25 protein-coding genes are annotated in these 23,095 nt (G+C 71.1%); 10 read left to right on the top strand and 15 right to left on the bottom strand.

What is annotated here, in order from left to right:
* Positions 1-64: 64 nt before the first annotated feature.
* From AC1DWC_RS02545 to AC1DWC_RS02515, 7 genes are all read right to left on the bottom strand, one after another.
* Complete coding sequence (locus AC1DWC_RS02545) at positions 65-1,354, bottom strand: adenylosuccinate synthase (RefSeq protein ID WP_072846159.1); 1,290 nt, start codon at positions 1,352-1,354, stop codon at positions 65-67.
* Positions 1,355-1,581: 227 nt separating this feature from the next.
* A complete protein-coding gene (locus AC1DWC_RS02540; protein WP_477842682.1) occupies positions 1,582-1,929 on the bottom strand; it encodes a hypothetical protein in 348 nt (115 codons plus the stop codon).
* A gap of 92 nt (positions 1,930-2,021) precedes the next feature.
* A complete protein-coding gene (locus AC1DWC_RS02535; RefSeq protein ID WP_477905874.1) occupies positions 2,022-3,632 on the bottom strand; it encodes a GMC oxidoreductase in 1,611 nt (536 codons plus the stop codon).
* Entirely contained in the window at positions 3,629-4,249 is a 621-nt protein-coding gene (locus AC1DWC_RS02530) for a hypothetical protein (protein WP_477905872.1), read from the bottom strand. Before AC1DWC_RS02530 ends, AC1DWC_RS02535 begins: the two co-directional genes overlap by 4 nt.
* Positions 4,246-4,608, bottom strand: a complete 363-nt coding sequence (locus tag AC1DWC_RS02525) for a hypothetical protein (RefSeq protein WP_072846155.1) — start codon at positions 4,606-4,608, stop codon at positions 4,246-4,248. The genes AC1DWC_RS02530 and AC1DWC_RS02525 overlap by 4 nt, the downstream gene beginning before the upstream one ends.
* Position 4,609: 1 nt before the next feature.
* A complete protein-coding gene (locus AC1DWC_RS02520; protein WP_477905870.1) occupies positions 4,610-5,725 on the bottom strand; it encodes a hypothetical protein in 1,116 nt (371 codons plus the stop codon).
* An 82-nt stretch (positions 5,726-5,807) separates the two neighbouring features.
* On the bottom strand, positions 5,808-5,960 hold the full coding sequence (locus tag AC1DWC_RS02515) for a response regulator transcription factor (RefSeq protein WP_477906020.1): 153 nt from the start codon (positions 5,958-5,960) through the stop codon (positions 5,808-5,810).
* 761 nt (positions 5,961-6,721) lie between these two features.
* Here AC1DWC_RS02515 and AC1DWC_RS02510 point away from each other — a divergent pair.
* The 3 genes from AC1DWC_RS02510 (at position 6,722) to AC1DWC_RS02500 (ending at position 8,004) form a co-directional block, all read left to right on the top strand.
* Complete coding sequence (locus tag AC1DWC_RS02510; RefSeq protein ID WP_477905868.1) at positions 6,722-6,952, top strand: hypothetical protein; 231 nt, start codon at positions 6,722-6,724, stop codon at positions 6,950-6,952.
* Positions 6,953-6,979: 27 nt separating this feature from the next.
* The gene (locus tag AC1DWC_RS02505) at positions 6,980-7,543 is read left to right on the top strand and encodes a hypothetical protein (protein WP_477905866.1); all 564 of its coding nucleotides are present in this window, start codon (positions 6,980-6,982) and stop codon (positions 7,541-7,543) included.
* A 131-nt stretch (positions 7,544-7,674) separates the two neighbouring features.
* On the top strand, positions 7,675-8,004 hold the full coding sequence (locus tag AC1DWC_RS02500; RefSeq protein WP_477905865.1) for a hypothetical protein: 330 nt from the start codon (positions 7,675-7,677) through the stop codon (positions 8,002-8,004).
* A gap of 482 nt (positions 8,005-8,486) precedes the next feature.
* Here the strand turns inward: AC1DWC_RS02500 and AC1DWC_RS02495 are convergent, their stop codons facing one another.
* Positions 8,487-9,017: a hypothetical protein gene (locus AC1DWC_RS02495; protein ID WP_072846153.1), complete on the bottom strand. Its 531-nt coding sequence runs from the start codon at positions 9,015-9,017 to the stop codon at positions 8,487-8,489.
* Positions 9,018-9,240: 223 nt separating this feature from the next.
* Between AC1DWC_RS02495 and AC1DWC_RS02490 the strand changes: the two genes are divergently transcribed.
* Positions 9,241-9,915 carry a hypothetical protein gene (locus AC1DWC_RS02490; RefSeq protein ID WP_477905863.1) on the top strand — a complete coding sequence of 225 codons (675 nt, stop codon included), beginning with the start codon at positions 9,241-9,243 and terminating at the stop codon, positions 9,913-9,915.
* Positions 9,916-9,961: 46 nt separating this feature from the next.
* Positions 9,962-10,741: a site-2 protease family protein gene (locus tag AC1DWC_RS02485; protein ID WP_477905861.1), complete on the top strand. Its 780-nt coding sequence runs from the start codon at positions 9,962-9,964 to the stop codon at positions 10,739-10,741.
* A gap of 5 nt (positions 10,742-10,746) precedes the next feature.
* Here the strand turns inward: AC1DWC_RS02485 and AC1DWC_RS02480 are convergent, their stop codons facing one another.
* On the bottom strand, positions 10,747-12,231 hold the full coding sequence (locus AC1DWC_RS02480; protein WP_477905859.1) for a condensation domain-containing protein: 1,485 nt from the start codon (positions 12,229-12,231) through the stop codon (positions 10,747-10,749).
* A 150-nt stretch (positions 12,232-12,381) separates the two neighbouring features.
* On the opposite strand from AC1DWC_RS02480, the gene AC1DWC_RS02475 reads away from it, so the two are divergent.
* A complete protein-coding gene (locus tag AC1DWC_RS02475; RefSeq protein ID WP_072846150.1) occupies positions 12,382-12,843 on the top strand; it encodes a pyridoxamine 5'-phosphate oxidase family protein in 462 nt (153 codons plus the stop codon).
* Here the strand turns inward: AC1DWC_RS02475 and AC1DWC_RS02470 are convergent.
* The 3 genes from AC1DWC_RS02470 to AC1DWC_RS02460 form a co-directional block, all read right to left on the bottom strand.
* Positions 12,833-13,753 (bottom strand): cation diffusion facilitator family transporter, encoded by a 921-nt coding sequence (locus tag AC1DWC_RS02470; protein ID WP_477905856.1) that lies wholly within the window; start codon positions 13,751-13,753, stop codon positions 12,833-12,835. The genes AC1DWC_RS02475 and AC1DWC_RS02470 overlap by 11 nt on opposite strands.
* Positions 13,754-13,880: 127 nt before the next feature.
* Entirely contained in the window at positions 13,881-14,975 is a 1,095-nt protein-coding gene (locus AC1DWC_RS02465; RefSeq protein ID WP_477905854.1) for an FUSC family protein, read from the bottom strand.
* Between the two features lie 48 nt (positions 14,976-15,023).
* Positions 15,024-15,440: a DUF3151 domain-containing protein gene (locus tag AC1DWC_RS02460; protein ID WP_072846214.1), complete on the bottom strand. Its 417-nt coding sequence runs from the start codon at positions 15,438-15,440 to the stop codon at positions 15,024-15,026.
* An 83-nt stretch (positions 15,441-15,523) separates the two neighbouring features.
* Between AC1DWC_RS02460 and AC1DWC_RS02455 the strand changes: the two genes are divergently transcribed.
* Complete coding sequence (locus AC1DWC_RS02455) at positions 15,524-16,405, top strand: Rv0361 family membrane protein (RefSeq protein ID WP_477905852.1); 882 nt, start codon at positions 15,524-15,526, stop codon at positions 16,403-16,405.
* A 160-nt stretch (positions 16,406-16,565) separates the two neighbouring features.
* On the opposite strand, the gene fbaA is transcribed toward AC1DWC_RS02455, so the two are convergent.
* Positions 16,566-17,618: a class II fructose-bisphosphate aldolase gene (gene fbaA / locus AC1DWC_RS02450; protein ID WP_477905850.1), complete on the bottom strand. Its 1,053-nt coding sequence runs from the start codon at positions 17,616-17,618 to the stop codon at positions 16,566-16,568.
* A gap of 190 nt (positions 17,619-17,808) precedes the next feature.
* Here fbaA and AC1DWC_RS02445 point away from each other — a divergent pair, with 190 nt between their 5' ends.
* The 3 genes from AC1DWC_RS02445 to AC1DWC_RS02435 all read left to right on the top strand — a co-directional run bounded on the left by AC1DWC_RS02445 (position 17,809) and on the right by AC1DWC_RS02435 (position 21,173).
* Positions 17,809-18,537: a VTT domain-containing protein gene (locus AC1DWC_RS02445; protein WP_477842657.1), complete on the top strand. Its 729-nt coding sequence runs from the start codon at positions 17,809-17,811 to the stop codon at positions 18,535-18,537.
* A 140-nt stretch (positions 18,538-18,677) separates the two neighbouring features.
* Entirely contained in the window at positions 18,678-19,280 is a 603-nt protein-coding gene (locus AC1DWC_RS02440; RefSeq protein ID WP_072846212.1) for a DedA family protein, read from the top strand.
* A 57-nt stretch (positions 19,281-19,337) separates the two neighbouring features.
* On the top strand, positions 19,338-21,173 hold the full coding sequence (locus tag AC1DWC_RS02435) for a glycoside hydrolase family 15 protein (protein ID WP_477905848.1): 1,836 nt from the start codon (positions 19,338-19,340) through the stop codon (positions 21,171-21,173).
* 21 nt (positions 21,174-21,194) lie between these two features.
* Here AC1DWC_RS02435 and AC1DWC_RS02430 read toward each other — a convergent pair whose 3' ends face one another.
* Both AC1DWC_RS02430 and AC1DWC_RS02425 read right to left on the bottom strand, forming a co-directional pair.
* Complete coding sequence (locus AC1DWC_RS02430) at positions 21,195-22,394, bottom strand: glycoside hydrolase family 76 protein (RefSeq protein ID WP_477905846.1); 1,200 nt, start codon at positions 22,392-22,394, stop codon at positions 21,195-21,197.
* A gap of 34 nt (positions 22,395-22,428) precedes the next feature.
* Positions 22,429-23,091: a TrmH family RNA methyltransferase gene (locus tag AC1DWC_RS02425; RefSeq protein ID WP_072846144.1), complete on the bottom strand. Its 663-nt coding sequence runs from the start codon at positions 23,089-23,091 to the stop codon at positions 22,429-22,431.
* Positions 23,092-23,095 lie beyond the last annotated feature (4 nt).

Below are 23,095 nucleotides of genomic sequence, written 5' to 3'. Positions count from 1 at the left end.
AACCCTGCCCCGCGTACGGGTACGCGGGGCAGGGTTGTCGGTGCCGATTGTGTCGACGCTGAGGTCAGCGCAGAACGTCCCGGCGGACGATGGTCTCGTCGCGGCCGGGGCCGACGCCGATGCACGACATGTACGCGCCGGAGAGCTCCTCGAGTCGCAGCACGTACGCCTGCGCGTTGGCCGGCAGGTCCTCGAAGGTGCGGGCGGCCGAGATGTCCTCGGACCAGCCGGGCATCTCCTCGTAGATCGGCTTGGCGTGGTGCACGCCGGTCTGCGACATCGGCATCTCCTCGACCCGCTCGCCGTCCACGTCGTATGCGACGCAGATCGGGATGGTCTCGAGGCTGGAGAGCACGTCCAGCTTGGTGAGGAAGTAGTCGGTGATGCCGTTGACGCGGGTGGCGTACCGGGCGATGACCGCGTCGAACCAGCCGGTGCGGCGGCCGCGACCGGTGGTCACGCCGACCTCCCCGCCCTTGTCCGCCAGGTACTCGCCGAACTCGTCGAACAACTCCGTCGGGAACGGACCGGAGCCGACGCGCGTGGTGTACGCCTTGAGGATCCCGAGCACCGTGGTGATCTTGGTGGGGCCGATGCCCGAGCCCACCGCGGCGCCGCCGGAGGTGGGGTTCGAGGACGTCACGTACGGGTAGGTGCCGTGGTCGACGTCGAGCAGCGTGCCCTGGGAGCCTTCCAGGAGCACCGTCTCGCCCGCGTCGAGGGCCTGGTTCAGCCGGAGCCGGGTGTCGGCGATGCGGTGCTTGAAGCCCTCCGCCTGCGCGAGCACCTCGTCGACGACCTGCTGGGGGTCGAGGGCCTTGCGGTTGTAGATCTTGACCAGCACCTGGTTCTTGAATTCCAGTGCCGCCTCGACCTTCTGAGTGAGGATCTTCTCGTCCAGGACGTCGGCCGCGCGGACCCCGACGCGGGCGATCTTGTCCTGGTAGCACGGGCCGATTCCACGGCCGGTCGTGCCGATCTTCCGGTTGCCGAGGTAGCGCTCGGTGACCTTGTCGATGGCCACGTGGTACGGCATGATCAGGTGCGCATCGGCGCTGAGCAGCAGCCGGTCGGTGTCCACACCACGGTCCTCGAGGCCCGCGAGCTCGGTGAGCAGCACGCCCGGGTCGACGACCACGCCGTTGCCGATCACGTTGGTCACGTCGGGGGTGAGGATTCCGGACGGGATCAGGTGCAGCGCGAACTTGTCGCCATTGGGCAGCACGACGGTGTGACCGGCGTTGTTGCCGCCCTGGTAGCGAACCACCCACTGCACGCGACCACCGAGCAGGTCGGTGGCTTTGCCCTTCCCCTCGTCGCCCCACTGGGCTCCGATCAGGACGATTGCCGGCATGACGTCTCCTACGGTTGACGGGCGTCTGCACATCTCAGCGCAGAGGCCAGCCGTCCGTGGACAGTGGCCGGAAGGACAGTTTAGTCCAGAGGTGTGACGCACCTGAGTCCAGTACGGGCGCGGGCCCGTTCGGCCCGCGCCGCGGCGGCGGCCGGAGGCCCCTCGATGCCGCTCCGGCGACCACCTCGCACCCCGTGGCGCACCACCGTCCGCGGCCGAATCACTCGTCAGGGTGTGCGCGACGGCTTGCGCCCGTGCCGCCCGTTGCCGTGCAACCACGGCGCGGGACTGACCTGGACCTCGAGCCCCCGCTCCCCGGCGTTGGACCGCACCACGCAGGCCGGGGTCGACCAGACCGCGCCGTCGACCTGAACGTAGATCGGGCGGTCCGCGTCTCCACCGAGCAGAAAGCTCAGACCGCGGCGCATCACGAACTCGCCCGAAGCGTGCGGACCGACCCGGTTGGGGGCCTTGCGTCGCTCCAGACCCGGCGGCAGCGGGTAGCCGAACTCGACGGGGTCGAGCAGCAGTTCCTCGTTGGTCGTGTTGACCATCGTGACTGTCACGGTTGTCATCGCCACTCACCTCGGATTCATCCGCACCACGAATGTCTTCCGCCTCGGGTTCAAGCATGCCACCAGGGACCGACACGGACACCCGTAGGCGACTACTCGATCCGCCGCTCCGGTTCCTCGAGCAGCAACGCGACCGCCCGCTCGGCGACCGCGGCGATCGTCTTCGAGGGGTTCCTGCCTATCGCCCTGGGGATGACCGAACCGTCCATCACGTACAACCCGTCGTGACCGAACACCCTTCCCGCGTGGTCGACGACGCCGGCCCCCGGCGCGGCGGCCATGTTGCACCCGCCGAGCGGATGCGGCGTCGCCAGGGCGCGGAGCCACTTCCAGCTCGCGAGCGGCAGCACCTCGCCCCCGGTCGCCTTCGCCAACCGCTCGTGCTCGGCCGCCATCGCGACGATGACCGTCTCGGTTCGGTAAGGGTTCCAGTTCAGTTTCATCACCTTGCGCCGCGGACGCACCCGGGACCGCCGCAGCCGGAACACCCCGTCCGCCGCGTCGATCGACTGCCCGAACCAGGGCATCACCGTACGGAGTTCACCTGCCCTGGCGAGCCTTTCCCAGTACCAGCGCTGCCACGACGTGCCGCCGCCTTCGCGCAGCCGTGCCTCGTACGCGTTCCGGAACAGGTTCGGGAGACCGCCGTCCTCCACGAAGTACCTGCGGCCACGATCCCCGTCGAGGTGGTCGATTGCCGAGGTGATGGTGGGTCCGACGGTGGGCGCAACCACCTGGCCACGGTGCCGGGACGGGGTGAGGAAGTCCCCGTTCGAGCTCCACCCCCGGCCGAGCGCCCGCGGCAGCCCGGGCAGCGTGCCGTAGTCGTCCCGCGCGCGCAGCAGCAACTCGGTGGTCCCGAGGGAACCGGCCGCCAGGATCACCCGCCGGGCCACCACCGAGTCGGGCCGCCGGCGCCCGTCCTCCAGGTGGTCGTAGTGCACCCGCCAGCCACCGCCCGGCTCCCGCGAGAGGGTCCGGACCAGTGACAGCGGCGAGATCGTCGCGTTCCCCGAATTCTCTGCCTCGGCAAGGTAGTTCATGTCCAGGGTGTTCTTCGCCCGGACCGGGCAGCCGACATCGCAGCTGCCGCAGTGCACGCAGGTGCCCTGCCGCACGCCGTGCGCGTTGAGGAACTCCATCGACGCCCCGAGTCCGGGCGGTGCCGCGCCGTCGAGCACCAGGTCCTCCCGGAAGCTGACGGCCAGCGGCACCTTCCGGAATCGCGCACCGTCCTCCAGTTTGCCGGCCGCCCTGCGCATCAGGTCGAGCCGCGCCGGGTGCTGGCCCTCCGGAACCGTGGTCGGCCGCAGCATCTCGCCGACCGCCCGGTAGTGCGGCTCGAGTTCCGCCGCCGTGATCGCCGACGGCCAACCCGATCGGAAGGTCTCCGGCCGGGCGTCGATGCACACGTTGGCGTAGATCAACGACCCGCCACCCACCCCGGCACCCAGTCCCACCAGCATCTGGTCCAGCCAGCGCACCTCCAGCCAGCCGTTGCGCCGGTGCGGAACCCGGCCGTCGAAGAGCCACGGGTCGCGGAGCCGACGGGGGAAAGTCGCCGGGTCCCAACGGCGCCCGCGTTCGAGGACCAGGACGCTGCGCCCCGCCGCGGACAGCCGGCACGCCGCCACCGCACCCCCGAACCCGCTGCCCACGATCACCACGTCGTAGCTCGCCGCCACCCTCCCCCGCCCGCTCATGCCCGCCTCCGGAGCAGGTACGTCGAGACCAGGCCCCCGGCGAAGAAGGCGGCGAACCGGCCGCGGGCCGACCAGCGCCGACGCACCGTCGCGCCGCCGGTGGCCCGGAGCGAGCCGAGCAGCGACAGGAAGTCCGTCGGCCGCAGTCGCAGCACCCCCGCGCCGACCACCGGTCCGGCGTCCTCGGCCTGCCCTGCCCCGTCGTGCAGCGTCACCAGCAGGGTGGTGGTCGCCGGCCACAGCCGCCACGGGCCGGCGACCCGAATCTCCTTGTGCCCGTGGAACCAGTGCGGTCGGCCGTCGATCAGCACCCGCGACTGGTAGACCATGTGGGTGAGCCGGGCACTGCCGCTCGGCACGAACAGCCCGAACCGGCCCGCCTCCGACTCGAACCGGCCACCGAGCACCGGGATGTCCACGTCCCCCAGCAGTTCCGCGCCGTGCGCGGGGTCGTCGAGAAAGGCGTCGACGTCCGCGATCCGGATCCGGCCGCGCAACACCACCCCCACCGCGCCGGGGCTGCGGTATCCGGCCCGCGGGTCCGTCTCCCCGAGCGCGAGCCGGCCGGTCATCACCTCGTCGAAGCGGACACCGGTCGCCCCGCCCGCCCCGGTCACCGGTCCGCCCTCGCGTCGAAGGCCAGCCGGTAGAACCAGTACGCGACCGCACACCACTGAACGCACCACGCCGCCACCGCGACCGCACCCAGCGAATCCGACTGGTAGGCAACGGCCATCGCCACCAGCCCGGCGACCACCGCCACCCGCGGCGGCCAGCCCAGTCCGCTGAGCCATTCCGTCCCTGCCATCAGCAGCCCGGTCACCAACGCGAGCAGCGACACGGCCAGGAACACGCCGTCGGGCAGTGGCCGTGGGCCGCTGCCGCCCGGTGTCAGCGCGGCCGCGACGGCCGACCCCGCGAGCAGGGAGGCGCATCCGAGCAGCACCAGGTGGCTCCACAGCAGCGAGCGCGGCATGTCAGTCCCTGCCCAGTTCGTCGACGATGAACGGGAAGACGTCGCGGGCCGCATGTCGGCCGAGGAACACGTCGAGGTGGCCGTACCCGGCCATCTGCTGGAAGACGTGGCGCCCCGGCGCGATGGCCTCGAAGTAGTCGAAGGTCTTCGCCATGCCCGACGGCAGGAACGTCCGGTTCTGGTCGCCGGTCATGAACACGAACCGGGCGTCGGTCTGCGGCGGCTGGGCCAGCATGTCCTCCGGCAGTTCGTCGTAGACGCCCATCGACATCAGCCTTCCGTGCAGCGCGCACTTCTCCATCTGCTCGAAGAAGGTGACGGGGACGAATCCGAACTCACCCTTGATCCACTCGTGCGTGGCCTCGTCGAGGTTCTCGTGGGACCACAACGTCGGGAAGCCGCTGCCGTAGGTGAAGCTGGTGTGCTTGCACACCGCGTTGTTGCACTCGTGGTGCGTCGCCCGCACCGCCCAGTCGAACACCTTGGGCCAGAACCCGGATGCGTGCAGGCCCCACTGCGGGTTGAAGTACGGCATGACCTTCCCGAAGGTGGCCACGGCCAGGGGCAGTTTCAGGAACGCCAGGGTGGGGAACTGCGGGTGCAGCGCCACCGAGTTGCTCACCACGGTGGTCACCTCCGGCACGAGCCCCGCGATCAGGGACATCATGAAACTGGTGGACCCCTGGCAGTGCACGACGGCCTTGAGGGTCTGCGCACCGGTCGCCGCGAGCACCGTCGCGACCGCCGCCGGGTGGTCGTGGACCGCGGCGTCGTCGAGGTAGAACCGGCTCGGCGCGAATTCGAAACTGGCCCGCCAGTTCGAGATCCACACGTCGAACCCGGCCCGGGACAGCATTCCCGGCAGGGTGTCCTCGGTCGGCGGCGAAAAGATGTTCGCCCGCACACTCGTGCCCGCGATCATCAGCACGGGCCCCCGGGTCGGTCGCGGGCCGGAGACCACGTGCCGCAGGTTCAGCTGACGCGGCGGCGACTCGGTGGTGCGGAAGGGAACGGTCTCGAACACCACCGGCTCGGCGGCACGCACCGGTGGGGGCGCAAACTTCGCCCCGCCCAGACGCGCCGGGTCCGGTCCCGCGGGACGCGAACGCCGCATCATCGCCATTCCCTCCTGGACTCGCAGATCGCCGTCGCTCCCCATCAGTCTTGCCGAGGTGACGGACTCCCGCGCGGGTAGTGGGCTACCTGCCCTCGATCCGGACCGCGGCGGCCAGCGCCGACCGGTCCGGCACGTCGAGCTTGGTGCAGGACCGGTAGATGTGGCCCTCCACGGTGCGCACCGAGACCACCAACTGCTCGGCAATCTCCTTGTTGGACAGCCCCTGCGCGACCATCGACGCCACCTCGAGCTCCCGGCCGGTCAGTGGGAGCGGGTTCGAGACCGCCGTCAGCGCCGGGGTCGACGCCCCGTCGCAGCGCTCCGCCAGCCGCTTGGCCGACGCGGTGGACGCCAGCTCCGCGCGGCGGTTGCCCGCCGCGGCGTGTGCCGTCGCGGCCTGCGCCCAGGCGTCGGCCGCCGCCAGCAGCGCGCCCACGGCCTCCAGCTTGCCGGCGAGTACGTCGAGTCGGGCCCCGTCCCGGTCGGCCACCGCCCGGGCGTGCGCGGCACCCATCGAGATCAGGGGGCTGTCCACGCGCGCGGCGATCTGCCCGAGCCGGTCGGCGACACTGCCGTCGCCGAAGCGGGCCGCCAGGTACAGGCACAACGCCTCCTGCGCCAGCTGGTCCGCCGCCGCCGCGACCCGGGCCCCGGTCCGCGCGTGGGGGGCCGCCCACCACAGCCGCCACCCAGGCACGGGTCACCTCGAGGTCCGACCGGAACAACTCGGTGTTGGCGCCGAAGAGCCGCTCGGCCCGGATCAACGCCTCCTGCGCCTCGACGGCCAGGCCTCGCGCCGCGAGGGTCTGGCACAGGAACGCCGCCGACAGGAACGCCCACGAGTACCCGGTGCCCTCGAGGACCGCGGCGGCCTGACGGAATTCCGTCTCCGCCGCCGACAGCGCACCCTGCAGGTAGTACACGCGCCCGAGCAGCACCCCGCCGAGGGAGCGCCCCGGCTGCTGCATCTCCGCGTAGTCGGCGTACTCACGAGCCATGGCCGCCGCGGCGCCCAAGTCGCCCCGCATGCTGTGCGTGTACACCTGGCCGAGTCCGATGGTGAAGCGCAGATTCCCGCTCTCGGACTGCGCCGCGGCCGCCAGCCCCCGCACCGCGAACGGCTCGACCTCGTCGAACCGGCCCAGGTACGCGGTGGCGAGGGCGCCGCTGGCACCGGCCCAGGCCGTCGCCAGCGGCAGCGCGTGCGGCGAGTCGATGACGTCGTAGATCTGGGCGGTCGCCCCGGCCTGGACGGTGTACACCGCGAACATCGCCTCCAGCGCGTCCACCAGGTTCAGCGCCGACGGGTGGGTCAGCCGGGCGCGCGTCGAGTCCATCACCGCGGCCGCGTCGGCGGGCCTGCCCAGCATCCAGAACAGATTCGCCGCGCGCGGCAGGCACCACAGCAGCAGGTCGAACTCGCCCAGGTTCGTGGTGTCGATCGGCCCCAGCACGGCCTCCGCCTCGGCGCCACGTCCCTGCCAGGCCAAGGTGTTCGCCAACGGCAGGGCCGCCGCGAACCCGGCCCCCATCGCCATCGCGCCCCGGGCCAGCCGCTCCCCCAACTCCAGCTCGCCGAGGGTGAGCGCCGCGCTGGCCGCGGAGATCAGCAGGTCGGGCTCGGGGGGCGAGTCGCTGTCCAACGCCAGCGCCGCCAGCCGGATCCGGTCGCTGACGTGGGCGGGCGGGTGCGCGGCGATCTGCCGGGCCAGCTCGCCGCGGAGCCTCCGGGCCGCCAGGACGCCGGTGCCGGCGCGCACCACCTCGCCGTACAGCGGGTGCGCGAGCTTCACCGTCAGCCCGGTGTCGTCGCGCTGACGCACCCGGATCAGCCCCGCGCTCTCGGCTGCCTCCACCGTCGCGGGGTCGCTCAGCGTGGAGAGCACCTCCAGCGACAACGGCTCCTGGAAGGCCAACAGCTCCAACACGTGTCGCAATGCCGGGTCCAGGTGGTCGATGCGCGCCTCGATCAGCGTGCTCAGGTGCGGGTTGACGACCGTCTCGCCGCGCAGCTGCCACACCCCGGCGACCTCACGCAGCCGCCCGACCTCGACCGCACCGTCGACGACGTGCCGCAGGAACAGCGGATTGCCCTCCGACATCAGGTGGATTCGCTTGACGCTGGACTCCTCGACCGGCGCGCCGAGCACCGACTGCACCAACGCCCTGGTCTCGTCCAGCGTGAACGGCGCGAGCTCCACCCGCTCGAGCAACCCGTCCTTCCACAGGGCGGTGACCGCATCCGGCACCTGCTCCCCGTTGCGCACGGTAACCACTAGGGGCGCAATGCGATTGACCGCCAGCTGATGCACGAAGGTGGCGGAGAGCTTGTCCAGCAGGTGCGCATCGTCGACGCCGATCACGACGTCGGTGCCGAGCTCCTGCAGGTGTGCCCGGGCCGCGCGCAGCACCGACGCCGGTTCCATCGGACTGGACACCCCGACCACGTGCGCGAACGCCCCCAACGGAACGCTGCGTGCGGATTCGGTGCCCGCCGCCCACCGGCTCTGCGGCGCAAACGCCTCGACGGCGTCGCGGGCCAACGTTGTCTTCCCCACCCCGGCGTCACCTGTCAGCACGGCCCCCCACGGGCCGCGTCGGTTGCGAAGAGCCGACATCACCGTGTGCAGTTGCGCATCACGGTTCACCGTGGACCATGCAACGACCATCTGCCGAGTCTATGACCTGGCCCGACATTTCTCGGGACAAGGTGTCCCGTCCCCGGCACTCCGGCATCCGGCGCCACCCGGGCCGGCCGCGCTCACTCCGCGACGAGTGCGAACCCGGCCCGGACCTGACCCTCGTCGACCGCCGGGACCAGCCCCGCGACCACCACGCCGACACCCGACTGGACCTCGCTCTCGGCCCGGTACGACCCGTCGCCCTCGAGGTGCGGTTCGACGGTCTGCGTCCCGCCGACCAGGGAGTCCATGTTGAACCAGACGATCCGCACCGGTCCGTGCGGCGCGTCCGCGGGCAGGTCCGCGGAGACCTGCACCCGGTCCGGGTGTGCGACGAACCGGCCGATGTCCGCATGCACCTCCTGCTCGCCGAACACGGGCTGCACCTGGAACGGGTGCTCGTGCAGCGACGTCAGGGTGGACATCTGGCCGATCCCCAACGCGAGCAGCGTGCGGGCGGCGGCCAGTTCCTCCGAGGTCTCGGCGGCACCGTCGCGACGCAGTTCGGTGACCACCGCCGCGAGACCGGACCGACAGAACCTGGTGACGCGGGCGTGGGTGCGGGATCGTGCCCGCGAGAATTCGTTGAGCTGCATCTCGGTGATCTGCATCGTGCACTCCGATGTCGGTAGCGACTAGATGGCGTAGCCACGCGAGGGCGTAGCGACTACACCGTTCAACGCTAGGACTCTTCGGCCCGCCGCACACGCGTATTGCGCTACCTGATCTGCGGAACTTCCGCGGTTCCGGGCCACCGGTGTCGCCGGCCGCGCGCGACGTTCGTATCGTCGGGGCGGACCACCGCGACATTCACACCGACCGGGAGCTGACCCTGTGACCACCATCGTGCTTGCCTGTGGAGACGTGACGGTGCCCGGGCCGTTGGCGCAGCTGCCCGCCGTGACGGCGCCCGCGGTGCCCGCCAAGCCCGACTTCGACACCCTGCTCCCGCAGTTCGACGACGCCGGCCCGGGCGCTCCCCGGCTGGTGGTGGTGGGCGGCGACGGCGCCCTGGCCGCGGCCCTGACCCGGCTGATGCGCAGCGACCGACTGCACGTCGAACTCGCCTACGTGAGCCCGACGCGGTCTGCCGCGACCCGGCTGTACGGGCTGCCGGTCGGCGACCGCGCAGCCGAACTGGCACGGCACGGCCGGGCGCGAACCGTGCCGCTGATCCGCGACGACGCGGGCACCGCGCTGGTCGGCGAGGCCACCGTGACCGGCCCGGAAGGCGCCGAACTGGTCGGCGAGGCCTACATCGACTCGACCCGGCTGTTCTCCGGGACCGTGCCGACGCTGCGGATCACCCCCACCCTCGAGATGCCGGGCCTGCGCGCGGGCGTCGCGCGCCGGTGGGCGTTCCTGCCGACCAGATGGTCACCGGGACGGGCGATCCAGCTCGGCGCGGTCGGGGCGGTGGTGACCCGCGACGGGGTGACCACGCCGCGGGCGCTCAAACGGTCGAGCTTCTACCGGGACACCCGGGAGTGGTTGCTCGTCCGCGGCTGATCCATGGATACCGGATGACGCACCACCCACGGGCGATACTGGGCCTATGACATTCCCCGGCGCCTCCACCCGACGGGCCGCGGTCCGACCGAGCCCCGTGTTCCTCGGGGTGGTCGCGATCGCGGTCACGGGCGGCGTGCTCGCCTGGCAGGCGGAGCCGCGGTCGACGCTGGCGAACGTCGGGGTCTTCCTGCTCGTCGTCGCGGGCTGGGTGGTCACCGTGTGCCTGCACGAGTTCGGGCACGCGTACACGGCGTGGCGGTACGGCGACGACGAGGTGGCGGCCCGTGGCTACCTCACCCTGAACCCGCTCAAGTACAGCCATCCGCTGCTGTCGATCGGGCTGCCCGTGCTGTTCATCGCGATCGGCGGCATCGGCCTGCCGGGCGGCGCGGTGTACCTGCGCATCGACCTGTTGCCGGCCGGCGCGGCGCGCCGGATCGCGCTGGCCGGCCCCGCCGCGAACGCGCTCTCGGCGGTGGTGCTGTTGGCGGTGATCCGGCTGTTCGCAGACGTCGGCACCCACCCGGTGTTCTGGTACGGGCTCAGCTTCCTGGCGTTCCTCCAGGTGATGGCGACGGTGCTGAACCTGATCCCGGTACCCGGCCTCGACGGCTACACCGCCCTCGAGCCCTCGCTGTCGCCCCGGACCCGGCGCTCGCTCGACCAGTTCAAGGGCCTCGGCCTGCTGTTCCTGGTCGCCCTGCTGTTCGTGCCCGCGATCAACATCGTCTTCTTCGACGCGATCTACGGGCTGTTCGGCCTGTCCGGGGTGCCCGCTGAGTGGGCCCAGTACGGCAACTACCTCATGCGCTTCTGGCTCTGACCCGCTCAGACCACCCGCAGGGGCACCTTCGGTTCCGTCCGTAACTCACCGATGAGGTCGGACGGCGCGGCCTCGAGCAGCCGGGTGAACAGCCACAGGAACCGCCGGTGGTGCCTGGCGAGCGTGCCCTCGTCGTAGCGGTACGGGTTCGCCGTGAACCCCAGCCGCACAATGCCGTCCGGGCACTCGGCCAGCTCGACCCGCAGGTCCACCACAGGCGAGGTGGACAGGTCGCGAATCTCGACGTCCAGCCCGGTCAGGCGAATCTCCCTGGGAGACAGGGCGACCTGCAGCAACGGTCCGTGTGCCACGGGCCCGTCACCGGCCGCGACCCGGAACTGCTGATGCTGCACCGCCCCGACCAGGGCCTGGTGGGCATCGGCGAGCAGCTCCCCCACCGTGGCGTCGACGGGGGCATGCAACCGCAACGGCACCGTGTTCTCCCGCGAGCCGCCCGAGTACCGAAGTCCTGCCCCCATCCGGGCCGGTACCGGCAGGTCCAGCACCAGGTCGGTCCGCCCGGTCACCCGCGCGAGGTAGGCCGCGAGGGCCGACGCGGCGAGCGCGGCGGAACCCAGTCCGTACCGTCGCTCCGCCGCCACCAGCAGGTCCGATCCGCCGGGCAGCACCGCGTCGACGGTCAGGTCACCGCGCCGGGAGCCGTCCGCGGGCGCGAGTTCGCCGGGCCCGAAGCCGGGCGCGACCTCCCCGGCGAGGCCGGTGTACACGGGCGCACCGGCCAGCCGTTCGGCCCAGTACGCGGCGTCCGTGCTCCGTCGCTGCGACACGGCGTAACCACGGTCCAGGTCGTCGATCGCCGAGGGCGCGAGGGCCCGGTTCGGACGCGCGGCGCCGCCGCCGGTCGCGGCGTCGTACAGTTCCGCGGCGCGCGAAAGCAGGGTCACCGCCCCGAATCCGTCCAGGACGGTTCGATGGGCGCGGCTGAACCACAGGTGGTGCGCATCGCCGATCTGCAGCACCGCGATCCGCGCGAGCCGGCCGTTGCCGAAGTCCACCGGTCCGGTGAGCTCCGCACGCATCCACGCCTCCGCCGCTGCCCGCGGGGAGGCCTCGTCGCGCAGGTCGAGGTAGTCGGGCTCGACATCGAGTGTCGGGTCGAACAGCTGGTGCGGCAGGCCGTCGACCTCCACGAGCCGCACCAGCCCGGTCCCCAGTTCCGCGGTCGCGCAACGACTGGCCGCCCGCAGCCGGTCCACGTCGAGCCTCGCCCCGGAGCCCGAACCGACGCCCGCGGCGCCACCGGTCTCGGCGCCACCCGTCTCGGCGCAACGGATCTCGACACAGTGGGCGACCCACAACGCCAGGTCCGGCCGCTGCACCTGGGCGCGCCACAGTTCGCCCGGACCGGACGCGAGCGGCACCGGCTCGGACCCCACCACAGCCGGCGTGCTCGCCGAGTTCGTGTGGGGACCAGTGGCGCCCGTCCGGCGCGCCCTGCGGCCACCGCGGAGGATGCTGACTGGGTTCACGTCGCAGACGCTATCGTCTGGCACCGACGACCACATGAGTACTGGCTACCTGTGTCCTACCTGTGTCCAGTAACCACTCGGTCAGGACCGGTTCCGCGGCGGCCCATCGGGTCTCGGAGATTTGTCGGTGCCCGCGTGCACACTGGACCGATGACCACCTGGCAGCAGTTCAGCGCAGAGGCCCCCGTTCTGGCCGCGGCGATCCGGGCCCGGCTCGAGGCGAACAAACACCACGTCCTGGCCACCCTCAGGACCGACGGCGCGCCCCGCGTCAGCGGCACCGAGGTGGAGATGTTCGAGGGACTTCTGGTGCTCGGCTCCATGCCGGGCGCCCGCAAGGTGCTCGACCTGCGGCGCGATCCGCGTTACGCGCTGCACTCCAATCCGGGCGACGCCACCATGTCCGGCGGCGACGCGAAGATCTCCGGCCGGGCACGCGAACTGCTCGGGGCCGAGAAGAGCAAGATCATCGACGCCTACCCGAACGACCCCGGCGACGCGGAGATCTTCGAGTTGGCCGTCGAGGAGGCGGTGCTCACCACCGTGGAGGAGGACAAGCTGCACGTCGACCTCTGGCGGCCGGGAGCCGGGGTCACCCGCTTCACCAGGTGAGGTCCTCCTTGCAGCGCGAGCCCTCGCTGCTGGACTCCACCTGCACGGTGGCGTGGCCGAGGCCGTGTCCGTCGAGCACCACCTTGGCCGCGCCGAGCACCCCCACGGCCCCGGACTCACAGGTCAGGTGCACGGTGGCGACATCCATCCCGGTCGTGAGGGTCCACACGTGCAGGTCGTGCACGTCCTGGACCCCCGGCAGGGCGTGCAGGTCCGCCCGCACCGCGTCGACGTCGACGTTGGCGGGCGAGGCCTGGGTGAGGATGCGCAGCGCCGCCCCCGCGAGCTTGACCGCACGCGGCACCACCCACAGGGAGATCAGCACGCCCACCACGATGTCGGCGTAGGCCCAGTTGAACGCCATCACCAGGGCGCCGGCGATGAGCACCCCGACGCTGCCGACCGCGTCGGCGAGCACCTCGAGGTAGGCGCCGCGGACCGCAAGGCTGTCCTTCGCGTCGGCGCGCAGCAGCAGCATGACCACGATGTTGGCCGCCAGACCGGCGGCGGCAGTCAGCATCAGGGGCAGGCCCGGAACGTCCGGAGCGTCCCCGATCCGGCCGATCGCCTCGTACATCACCCACGCCGCGACCCCGAGCAGCAGCACCGCATTGGCCATCGCCGTGAGCACCTCGGCGCGATGCCAGCCGAAGGTCCGGGCGGCGGCTTTGGAACCCTGACTGGCCAGCAGCAGCGCCACCAGGCCCATCGACATCCCCACCACGTCGGTGAGCATGTGGCCGGCGTCCGCGAGCAGCGCCAGAGAGTTGATGGCGAGCCCGACGGCCACCTCGAGTCCCAGGAACGCCAGCAGGATGCCGAGGGCGATCACCATCCGGCTGATCCGCGACCGCGACGGCCCGACCGTGGTCGGCGCACCACCGTGACTGTGACCGTGCCCCACACCCATGACTGCCTCCTTCACGCGGGTAACCCGCCGCCGACTCGCGACCCATCATATGCACACATTCGCATATGTCGAAACCGGAGGCAGTCCGGGCGTACCCCTGAGGCAGTCGGGAAGCGGCCCGGTCAGGTCACAGGTCCGGCGGATACGCGGGATGGGGCACGGTCGGCGGCAGCGTTGCGATGGCCGAGATCCGGCTCAGGCCCGCGACCTGGAGCAGGTCGACGATCAGCGACCGGATCTGAGCGAACACCACGGTCGCCGAGATGCCCGCGCCCTTCACCATCTCCGGCTTCGCCGCGGCTGCCACCGACCGCAACACCCGGGCCGCCTCCGCCCGGTCCGGTTGCTGCCCCGGGTCGGCGAGCGCCATCCGGCGCAGCACCTCCACGGCATGCGAGAGCCGTTCGATCTCGTCCACCAGCCGGGGGTCGAGGATCTCGTCGTCCTGGACCAGCGTGAGCGACCGCCGGGCCAGCACCCGGATGTTGCGCATCGCGTTGTCGATCGGGTCGGCGGCCGCGCTGAGCCGTTCGAGCCGGGGCCGCGAACGCCAGTACATCGGGGAGACGAGGCTGACCTCCTGGCCCCCGACGATCTGCGCGCGCAGCCCGTCGATCTGGGCCTGCGTGCCGCGGGCCTTGCGCAGCGCCGCCACGATCGGTTCCGGGTCGTTCGCGATCAGGCCGTCCGCGACCATCTGCAGGACCTCGGCGGCCGTGCCGAGAATGCCGGCGGCACTCTGCCTGGCGCGGAGCACGGGGTGGCTCGGGACGAAGGCCACGACGAGAACCCCGACCATCCCGCCGATCAGCGCGTCGATCATCCGGTCGGGACCACCGCCCACGTCCGGCGGGATGAGCGTCGCCACCAGTACCGCCGAGGTGGCGGCCTGCATCGGGATGATCGGTCCGGCGTCCACGAAGGTCGCGGTGGCCATGGCCAGCGCCACGACAAGCATGATCTGCCAGGCGCCACTGCCGATCTGGGAGATCAGCAGGTCGCCGACGCCGATACCGACGGCGACACCCGCCACCAACTCCATCGATCTCCGCAGCCGCGCACCGATCGACAGTCCCAGCGAGATGACCGCGGCCATCGGCGCGAAGAACGGATTCGGGTGGTGGAGAAGGTCATTGGCGACCCACCAGGCCAGCCCGGCCGCAATCGCACACTGCAGGACCGGGAACAGGGAGGCGCGAAGACGCGTGGTGGAGACCTTCAATCGCCTCCGGCCGCGCTCCGTGAGACGAAGCCGGCGGGCCGCCACCGGCTAGCCGAGACCCAGTGCTTCCGCGGCCCGCGGGTCGCAGTCCTCGAGCAGGTCGAGGCAGCGGGCGTGCTCGTCGGACTCACCGATCTGCTGGGCGGCCTTCGCCAGCACCGCGACGCAGCGGAGGAATCCGCGGTTCGGCTCGTGGCTGTACGGGACGGGGCCGAAGCCCTTCCATCCGTTGCGCCGCAACTGGTCCAGGCCCCGGTGGTAGCCGGTGCGGGCGAACGCGTAGGCGGTGATCGTCTCGCCCCCGTCCAGGGCCGCCTCCGCCAGGTAAGCCCAGGCGATCGAGGCCGTCGGGTGCTCCGCGGCCACCTGCTTGGGGTCGGCATGGTTGAGCAGTTCCGACTCCGCGTCCTCGTCTCCGGGAAGGAGGGTGGGCTGCGGGCCGAGCAAATCACCGAAAGAGGTCATGGCGACCATTGTGCCCCGGCGGCCCCATGCTCGATAGGCTGCCCACACCAGGACACGGATCGACGATTGAAAGGGTGCACCACGTGCCGGACCCCAAGACGCCTGACCCCACGCTCTCGGACTCCCCGACTGCGGACGCGTCGGGCCCGGATGCCTCGACAGCGGCATCGGCCGACGCCGACAGCGCGACGGTCCGGCTGGAACGGCCTGCCCCCGAGCAGACGCGGTCCGAGCCGTCTGCGGCCGAGAAGTCGGCGGCCCCGGCGACGGCGGCCGAGAAGTCGGCGGCCCCGGCGACGGCGGCCCCGGCGACTGAAACTGCGGAGACGGCGCCGGGAGACCCCGCACCGGACAACTCGACGCCCACCACCGTCATCCCGCACGCGACGCGGGCCGCGCCCGTCCGGGTGGGGCCGGGTCGCCCCGCGCCCGCCCGGGTCCAGCCCCCGGCCGCAGGCGCGCAGGAGGTTCCTGCGGCACCCGCGGCGAACGTCCCGGCCGCCGCGCCGCGGCCGGCGAGGATCCCCGCGACCGAGCCCGGCCCGACCGGCCGTCGACGGTGGCCGCTGCTGGTGGCGGTCGTCGCGGTGGTGGCCCTGGCCGTCGGCGCGGGGGCGTACCTGCTGTCCAGTCGCAGCGCCGACAACACGCAGTCCCAGGTCGAGGACGCCATCCACACCTTCACCGGTGCGATCGCGGCGGGCGACCTGACCACGCTGCGCGCCTCGACGTGCGGCGAGCTGGGCGGCTACTACCAGCGGATCCACGACGCGCAGTTCGCCCAGGTGTACAAGGCCTCGACGGATCAGGGTTCGATTCCGGTGATCGACAGCGTCGACGCGGTCTCCGTCACCGACGGCACCGCCATCGCCCAGGTGACGGTCCACACCGCGGCCGCCCCGAACGACCGGTCCGCGCGTTCGTTCACCCTGCAGCAGGACGGCGAGGTCTGGAAGGTCTGCTGACCCGGGCACGAACGACGAACCCCTCGGGCAACTCGGGCAACTCGGGCAACTCGGGCTCAACGAAAAACCCCTCGGGCAACTCGGGCTCAACGAAAAAAGTGCAGTTGTCGACGTATCGGCCGAGTGGCCGCGTCGACAACTGCACTTTCGTCGGGTCGAACTAGCCGGCGGAGACGGACCGTCCCGCGGACTTGAGGTCGTTGCAGGCCTCGATGACGCGAGCGGTCATGCCGGCCTCGGCCTTCTTGAGGTAGCTGCGCGGGTCGTAGACCTTCTTGTTGCCGACCTCGCCGTCGATCTTCAGGACGCCGTCGTAGTTGGAGAACAGGTGTCCGGCGATCGGGCGGGTGAACGCGTACTGGGTGTCGGTGTCGACGTTCATCTTGACGACGCCGAAGTTCAGCGAGTCCTCGATCTCCGACTTCAGCGAACCTGAGCCGCCGTGGAAGACGAAGTCGAACGGCTGCGAGCCTGCGATCAGGCCGAGCTTCGCCGCGGCGACCCGCTGGCCCTCCTCGAGCACTGCGGGCTTGAGCTTGACGTTGCCCGGCTTGTAGACGCCGTGCACGTTGCCGAAGGTGGCGGCCAGCAGGTACTTGCCGTTCTCGCCGACGCCGAGGGCGTCGACGGTCTTCTCGAAGTCCTCGCGGGAGGTGTACAGCTTGTCGTTGATCTCGGCCTCGACGCCGTCCTCCTCGCCGCCGACGACGCCGATCTCCACCTCGAGGATGATGTTCGCGGCCGCCGAGAGCTTGAGCAGCTCCTTGGCGATCTCCAGGTTCTCGTCGATCGGGATGGCGGAGCCGTCCCACATGTGCGACTGGAACAGCGGGTTCTGGCCGGCGTTGACGCGCTCCTGCGAGATGGCCAGCAGCGGGCGGACGAAGCCGTCCAGCTTGTCCTTCGGGCAGTGGTCGGTGTGCAGCGCGATGGTCACGTCGTACTTCGCGGCGATGACGTGCGCGAACTCGGCGAGCGCGACGGCGCCGGTCACCATGTCCTTGACGCCGAGGCCGGAGCCGAACTCCGCGCCGCCGGTCGAGAACTGGATGATGCCGTCACTGCCTGCGTCCGCGAAGCCCTTGATCGCGGCGTTGATCGTCTCGGAGGAGGTGCAGTTGATGGCGGGGAAGGCAAAGGAGTGCTCCTTGGCCCGACCGAGCATTTCGGCGTAGACCTCGGGAGTTGCGATCGGCACGGAACTGACCTCCATAAAGCGAGTCGGTGGGGGTGGCACCGATCGTGTCGGTGCTCCGGTTGGGTACATGCAGTATGGCAACCCGGACGCCGATAGTCTCCTCTGCGTCCCCTGACCAGGCCCGCGGCCACTGACCAGGCTTGATTCCGCATGTCAAGGCGACGGGCTCAGCGTGCACTCAGCGGACCCCGGTACTCTGGGCCGCGTGATTGTGCAGGCGGCATCAGAGTCCGTGACCACGAATCTGGCGCTGCTGCCCGGATTCCTCGACCCCGTCAACATGTTGAACTCGTTCGGCACGTGGGTCCTCGCGGGCCTGCTGCTGGTGGTGTTCATCGAGTCGGGCCTGTTGTTCCCGCTGCTGCCCGGTGATTCGCTGCTGTTCACGGCGGGTCTCATCGCGGCGTCGAAGTCGACGGAGATCGAGCCGTTCGCACCGCTGTGGGTGCTCATGGTGACGATCCCGATCGCCGCGATCCTCGGCGACCAGGTCGGCTACCTCATCGGGGCAAAGGGCGGCTCCACCCTCTTCAAGTCGAACGATTCGAAGATCTTCAAGAAGGCCTACCTCGACGAGTCGCACGCCTTCTTCGACAAGCACGGCCCCGCCACCATCTTCCTGGCCCGCTTCGTGCCGATCGTGCGCACCTTCGCCCCGTTGGTGGCCGGCGCGGCGAAGATGAAGTACTCGGTGTTCCTCACCTACAACGTCATCGGCGGCATCGTGTGGGGTGCCGGCGTCACGCTGCTCGGCTACTTCCTCGGCCAGATCACGTTCATCCAGAAGAACGTCGACGTCATCTTCATCCTCATCGTCTTCGTCTCGGTGATCCCGATCATGCTGGAGGTCGGCAAGCGGTTCCTGGCCTCCCGCAAGGCCGGTGGCGTGGCGCCCGAACCCGCCGCCGCGCCCCAAGACGAGCGCACGCCCTGATCCCGTGATGCTCGAAGTTCTGTGACAGGCGCCGCCCTCATGACCGGCCCAGTCCCCACGCCGACCTCGGCTCCGACACCGGACTCGACTCAGTGACACTTGCCGCAGGCGTCTTCGGACCGCTCGAGACGGCGGGGCCGATGCTGGTGTGGCTGATCGTCGTCACCTTCGTGTTTCTCGAGTGCGCGTTCATTGTCGGGTTGTTCCTCCCCGGCGACTCGATGCTCCTGACGGCGGGCATCGTGCTCGCCGGACACGCCTCGGGCGCCGTCCACGTGTGGGCGCTGGCCGCCGGCGCCGCGATCGCCGCGATCGCCGGGAACCAGGTCGGGTACGCGATCGGGCACCGAACCGGTCATCGACTGGTCGCGCGCCGCGGCGGCAAGTACGTCACCACCGAGCACCTGCACAAGGTGAACACGCTGTTGGACCGGCACGGGTTCTGGTCGGTGCTGGTCGCCCGCTGGATCCCGTGGGTGCGCACGCTCTGCCCGATGGTCGCGGGCGCGGCCCGGATGAACCACCGCACGTACACCGTGGCGAGCACCCTCGGCGCCCTCGCCTGGGCCCCGGTGCTGCTGCTGCTCGGGTTCTACGCCGGTGGCTTCCTGCACCGGGTCCCGTGGCTGATGCCCGCCGTGCTCGGAGTCCTGATCACCCTGCTGGTGGTGGGCACGATCATCGGGATTCGGCAGTACCGGCAGGAGATGGCGCGCCCCGCCGAGGACTACACCGTCGACTGACGGGCGGGGCCTGGGTAGAGTCGTCCTCCCCGACTGCAGGGAAGGACGGCCGACGCGATGTCCGACTTCCCGCCGATCGCGGACTACGCCTTCCTCTCCGACTGCGAGACCTCCGCACTGATCGCCCCCGACGGCAGCGTGGAGTGGCTGTGCCTGCCGCGGCCCGACGCCCCGAGCGTGTTCGGCACGCTCCTGGACCGGACGGCCGGCTACTTCCGGCTGGCGCCCGCCGGCCTCACCGTGCCCTCCCAGCGCCGCTACCTGCCGGGGACACTGGTGCTCGAGACCACCTGGTGCACCCCCACCGGCACCCTGGTGGTGCGCGACGCCATGGCGATGGCGCCGTATCGGGGTGGCGGGCGGATGGAGCACTACCGGCGGCCGCCGTCCGGCTTCGTGGCGCTGGGCTGCCTGGTGCGCACCGTGGTCTGCGTGGAGGGGACCGTCGAGCTCACCACGAACTGCCTTCCGCTGTTCGACTACGGCCGCACTCCCGGTTCGTGGCGGTACTCCGCCGACGGCTACGGGTCCGCACGCGCCGCCGCGCACGGTTCGACCGTCGCGCTGACACTGACCACCAGCCTCGGACTGGGCCTCGGCGGCGCGCGCGCCGGCGGCCGGGTCGACCTGGACGCCGGCGACACCGCCTTCGTCGCGCTGTCCTGGGGAGACTGGGCGCCGGCCGACTACGACGAGGCGGCGCGGCAGGTCCACGACACCGAGCGGTTCTTCCTGCGCTGGCTGCGGCACACCCGGATGCCCGACCACCGGTGGCGACCGCACCTCGAGCGCAGCGTGCTCACGCTCAAGGGACTGACCTACGCGCCGACCGGCGCCATCATGGCCGCCGCGACCACCTCGCTGCCGGAAACGCCCGGCGGCGAACGCAACTGGGACTACCGCTTCACCTGGATCCGGGACTCGACGTTCATCCTGCGGGCCCTGTTCGAGCTCGGCCACGAGTGGGAGGCGTTCGAGTACTTCGCCTTCCTCGTCGACACCCTCGCGTCCGGTCCGTTGCAGATCATGTACGGCCTCGACGCCGAACGGGAGCTCACCGAGCACACCCTCGACCACCTCGGCGGCTACGACGGCGCCCGGCCGGTGCGGATCGGCAACGGCGCCTGGGACCAGCAGCAGCACGACATGTGGGGCATGGCGGTCGACTCCATCGCCACCCACGTGAAACATGCCAGCCGGCTCGGTCCCCCGGCCTGGACCCTGGTGACCAACCTGGTCGAGGGCGCGCTCGCGGTGTGGCGCGAACCGGACCGCGGCATCTGGGAGATCCGTGGCGAGCCGCAGCATTTCACCGCGTCGAAGGCGATGTGCTGGGTAGCGGTCGATCGGGGGGCGACGCTCGCCGCCGACCGAGGCGACGCCGACCTGGCCCGCCGGTGGCGCGAGCAGGCCGACGAGATCCACGCCGACGTGTGCGCGCACGGCGTCGACGCCCGCGGGGTGTTCGTGCAGAGCTACGGCTCCACCTCGCTCGACGCGGCCGTGCTGCTGCTCCCGATCATGGGGTTCCTGCCCCCGGACGACGCGCGGGTGCGGGCCACGGTGAACGCGATCGCCGACGAACTGACCGCCGACGGTCTGGTGCTGCGCTACCGGACCGCCGAGACCGACGACGGGCTCAGCGGCGCCGAGGGCGCCTTCGTGACCTGCTCGTTCTGGCTGGTGACGACGCTGTCGATGATCGGCGAGGACGAGCGGGCGAGCGCGCTGTGCGAACGGCTGCTGGCGCTGGCCAGCCCGCTCGGGCTGTACGCCGAGGAGATCGACGCGGCCACCGGTCGGCACCAGGGAAACTTCCCGCAGGCCTTCACCCACCTCGCCCTGATCGACGCGGTGACCCGGGTGATCCAGGCGGAGTCGACCCCGACCTGACCGGCCCGCTCGACGTTCCGGTCAGCGTCCGAACGCCCCGGCCGCGACGTGCGCGGCCTCCATCAGCATCCAGCCGCCGAGCTGCACCGAGAAGTCCCGCTCCGCGATGTCCGAGGACCGGACGGTCCCGCCGGTGAAGGTCGCGATGCCGTCGCCGAGCCCCGGCATCTGCGCGGGCTTCGCCCAGTCGTGGCCGAACAGCGGCAACCCCTCCACCTGCAGCCGGTTGTCCCAGGCCGCGTCGGCCGAGTCCAGCACGATCGCCCCGGCCGTCCGGCGAGCCCTCAGGTCGGCGGCATCGTCGCCGGGCAGGTCGGCGGCGACCAACGCCAGGTACCGGGCCAGGATGCCGTCGAACAGTCCGCCGTCCCCGCCCCCGCCCCCGGAGATGACGCCGTCCACGGTCAGGTTCCGGTCGACGGCGGCGACCAGCGCGTGCACCCGCTCCCGGTGGCGCGGATCGCCCACCCGCACGGCGAGTTCCGTCTCCAGCCCGAGCACCACACCCTGGCAGTAGCTGTAGATCGCGCGGTCGAGTTCCTGCCGCTCCGCGCCCGGCTCGAGGTTCGGTGTCCGCCGCCGTCCGCTGAGCAGCGCCTGGGCCGCCAGATCGATGCCGCTCGCCCGGATCCCGGTCCGGATGCCGTCGAAGATCAGGCCGGTTGCCGGGTCGCGCAGGGTGGCGTCGATCCAGTCGGACATCGACTGCGCGCGCCAGAGCCGCCCGGTCCGGGCGAGCATGATCGCCGCCGGACCGTTGGCCGGGGTGTTGTAGAAGTTCGACCTCTTGCACCAGGGGATGCCGCCGCCGCGTTCCGGCGCCCAGGAGTCGAAGACCTCGGACTCGAGCGCCTGGATCGGGATCCGGTAGTCGACGTGCTGGAGTCGCTGCGCGCGTTCGAGCGAGATGCCGAGCCAGGCCATGTCGTCGTAGTAGCTGTTGGTCCAGCCGGTCAGGTTCCGGATCCGGTGGGCCCGGGCGGTTTTCGCGATCCTGCGGCGCCGCTTCGCGGTCGGTTCCCGCTCGGCCGCGTCGATCATGCAGTCGAGCAGGTGCGCCTGCCACCAGTAGTGCCAGGTCAGGAAGAGTCGTTCCTTACGTACCGCAGGCCAGGCCACCACGCCGAGCGCGGTCCCCGGCAGCGCCCACAGCCGCCGGACGTGTCGGGCGACCATCGCCTCCTCGGCTGCGTCCGCCCTGCTCGACCACTCGTCCCCCATGACAACAGATCCTGCCTACTCGCGCGCCGATTGGCTACCAGGACTGTCCCAGGTCCGCATGCTGGCGGATCCAGGCGTGCATGGCGATCCCCGCCGCGACCCCCGCATTGATGCTGCGGGTCGAGCCGAACTGCGCGATGGAGACGGTCATCGCGGCCGACCGCTTCGCGTGCTCGGTCACCCCAGGCCCCTCCTGGCCGAAGAGCAGGACGCACCCGCGCGGCAGGTTGGCCGTCTCGATCGGCACCGAGCCCGGGGTGTTGTCGACGGCGACCACGACCAGGTCCTCCCGCGCGGCGAACTCGAACAGTTCGGCGGCGTCGGGGTGGTGGACGATGTGCTGGTACCGGTCGGTGACCATGGCGCCCCGGCGGTTCCAGCGCCGACGGCCGACGATGTGCACGGCGGCGGCTGCGAAGGCGTTGGCGGTGCGGACCACGGTGCCGATGTTCGCGTCGTGCCCGAAGTTCTCGATCGCGACGTGGAAGGGATGTCGCCGGCTGTCGATGTCCGCGACGATGGCCTCGCGCGTCCAGTACCGGTAGGCGTCGACGACATTGCGCCGGTCCCCCAACGCCAGCAGTTCCGGGTCGTAGCGCGGGTCGGTCGGTTCGGGCTCGTCGTGCTCGACCGCCCACGGCCCCACCCCGTGCGGGTGTTCCCCCCACTCGGTGGGTCCGGGCTCGTGTTCGGTCATGTCG

The sequence above is a fragment of the Rhodococcus sp. P4_C10 genome, from assembly GCF_056402135.1.
The sequence above is the reverse complement of the archived record's forward strand: the minus strand, read 5'-3'. Positions and strand labels throughout refer to the sequence as shown.